We start from the raw sequence: 2,842 nt of genomic DNA on the forward strand, positions 1-2,842 counted from the left end.
TGCTTCGCTCCGACCATGGCATCACTCGATCTCCCGATTCGAAGGATTGCCTAAGCCTAAATGCGTTACCTATGTCTCCCGACACCTGTTACCTATGTCTCCCGGCTGAACACACAGCACACCCTACGGGGTAAACGCAGGCATTGCGTTTGTTCCTGTAGGGCGAGCAGGCGGTGGGTTTAGCCGCGGTAGTAGCGCTGTGGCACAAATGGGGTTTTGGCCACTTTCATGGGGATGCGTTTGCCGCGTACCAGGGCCCATACGGTGTTTTCCTGGGCGTTGTGCCCGGCGTTGACGTAGCCCATGGCCAATGGCGCGCCGAGGGTGGGGCCAAAGCCGCCGCTGCACACGCTGCCAATCACGTTGCCATCGCCATCCACAATTTCACAGCCTTCACGCACCGGGGTGCGTTCTTGCGGCAGCAGGCCTACGCGTTTGCTGGCGACGCCTTCGTGTTGCTGGGCAAATACCCGTTCGGCACCGGGGAAGCCGCCAGCACGGGCGCCGTCGGCGCGGCGGGCTTTGGAGATGGCCCACAGCAAGCCGGCTTCGATGGGCGTGGTGGCGGTGCTCATGTCGTGGCCGTACAGGCACAGGCCGGCTTCCAGGCGCAGCGAGTCGCGGGCGCCAAGGCCGATGGCGTGTACTTCCGGTTCGGCGAGCAGGGCGCGGGCGATTTTTTCGGCGCTGTCGGCGGGGATGGAGATCTCGTAGCCGTCTTCGCCGGTGTAGCCGGAGCGGCTGACAAAGCAGTCCACGCCGAGCAGGGTGACCGGTTGGAAGTTCATAAAGGTCATGCCGGCCACTTCTGGTGCCAGGCGCGCGAGCACGGCCACGGCGGCCGGGCCTTGCAGGGCGAGTAGGGCGCGGTCGAAGTGGGCTTCAACCTCGCACTGGCCGCTTAGGTGTTTTTGCAGGTGTGCGAGGTCTTGGTGTTTGCAGGCGGCGTTGACCACTAGAAACAGGGTGTCGTTGCCGAGGTTGGCGACCATCAGGTCGTCGAGGATGCCGCCGTTTTCGTCGGTGAACATGGCGTAGCGCTGCATGCCCACGGGTAGGTCGATGATGTCGACGGGCACCAGGGTTTCCAGGGCGGTGGCGGCGTTGCTGCCACGCAGAATGATTTGGCCCATGTGCGATACGTCGAACAGGCCAGCCTGGTCGCGGGTGTGTTGGTGTTCTTTGAGCACGCCGAGGGGGTATTGCACGGGCATGTCGTAGCCGGCAAACGGCACCATGCGTGCGCCGAGTTCCAGGTGCAGGGCGTGGAGAGGGGTTTTGGCCAGGGATTCTTGGGACATCGGTGCGCTCCTTGAAAATTGTGTTCTGGCGGGGGAAGAGCCCCTCACCCTAGCCCTCTCCCGCAAGCGGGAGAGGGAACTGATCGCGGTGTTGCTTTAGATGGTCTCCCCTCTCCCGCTCGCGGGAGAGGGGCTGGGGGTGAGGGCAGCAGGTGACGCGGTCAACATTCGATGATGTTCACAGCCAAGCCACCGCGTGCCGTTTCCTTGTATTTGTTGTTCATGTCCGCGCCGGTCTGGCGCATGGTGCGGATTACTTTGTCTAGCGACACAAAGTGCTGGCCATCGCCGCGCAGGGCCATGCGCACGGCATTAATGGCTTTTACCGAGCCCATGGCGTTGCGTTCGATACAGGGCACCTGCACCAGGCCACCGATGGGGTCGCAGGTCAGGCCGAGGTTGTGTTCCATGCCGATTTCAGCGGCGTTTTCCACTTGGCCCATGCTGCCGCCCAGGGCCGCGGTCAAGCCTCCCGCCGCCATGGAGCAGGCGACGCCGACTTCACCTTGGCAGCCCACTTCGGCGCCGGAAATCGAGGCGTTTTCTTTGTAGAGAATGCCGATGGCGGCGGCGGTGAGCAGAAAGCGCACCACGCCGTCGTCGTTGGCGCCGGGGATAAAGCGCACGTAGTAGTGCAGCACCGCCGGCACAATGCCGGCCGCGCCGTTGGTGGGCGCAGTGACGACGCGCCCGCCGCTGGCGTTTTCCTCGTTAACGGCGAGGGCGTAGAGGTTGACCCAATCCAACACCGACAGCGCATCGCGCAGCGCCGCTTCCGGGCTATTGCGCAGTTGTTGGTACAGGGCGGCAGCGCGGCGTTTTACTTTCAGGCCGCCGGGCATGATGCCTTCGTTGTGGCAGCCGGCTTTGACGCAGTCTTGCATCACTTGCCAAATGCGCAGCAGGCCGGCGCGGGTTTCGGCTTCCGGGCGCCAGGCGCTTTCGTTGGCGAGCATCAGTTGGCTGATGGTCAGGCCATGTTCAACGCAGTGGGCCAGCAGTTGGTCACCGCTTTTAAAGGGGTAGGGCTGTACGGTGGCGTCTTCAACAATGCGGTCGGCGCCGGCGGCGTCCTCGTCGACGACAAAGCCGCCGCCCACCGAGTAATACTCGCGGCTGCGCAGTTGCAGGCCGGCGGCGTCGAAGGCGCGAAAGATCATGCCGTTGGGGTGTTGTGGCAGCGGTTTTCGGATCATCGCCAGGTGCTGTTTTTCCACAAAGGCGATGGTGTGTTCGCCCAGTAGATTGAGCTGGCCGTTTTTACGAATGGCGGCCAGGCGCGCATCAACCGTGGCGGTGTCGACGGTGTCGGGGTGTTCGCCTTCCAGGCCGAGCAGCACGGCTTTATCGCTGCCATGGCCTTTGCCGGTGGCACCGAGTGAGCCGTAGAGCTCGACTTTTACCGAGGCGGTTTGGCCGAGCAGGTCGTCGCGGCGCAGCCCTTCGGCAAACCGCGCGGCCGCGCGCATAGGCCCGACGGTATGGGAGCTGGAAGGGCCGATACCGATCTTGAATAGGTCGAACACGCTAAGTGCCATAAA

2 protein-coding genes are annotated in these 2,842 nt (G+C 63.4%); both read right to left on the minus strand.

What is annotated here, in order from left to right; translation table 11 throughout:
* Nucleotides 1-179 precede the first annotated feature (179 nt).
* On the minus strand, nt 180-1,301 hold the full coding sequence (gcvT, locus tag AAAB16_RS02620) for a glycine cleavage system aminomethyltransferase GcvT (protein ID WP_340661932.1): 1,122 nt from the start codon (nt 1,299-1,301) through the stop codon (nt 180-182).
* Nucleotides 1,302-1,462: 161 nt separating this feature from the next.
* Nucleotides 1,463-2,839: an L-serine ammonia-lyase gene (locus AAAB16_RS02625; RefSeq protein WP_340661933.1), complete on the minus strand. Its 1,377-nt coding sequence runs from the start codon at nt 2,837-2,839 to the stop codon at nt 1,463-1,465.
* Nucleotides 2,840-2,842: the final 3 nt, after the last annotated feature.

The organism is Pseudomonas sp., from assembly GCF_037994325.1.
Taxonomy (GTDB): domain Bacteria; phylum Pseudomonadota; class Gammaproteobacteria; order Pseudomonadales; family Pseudomonadaceae; genus Aquipseudomonas.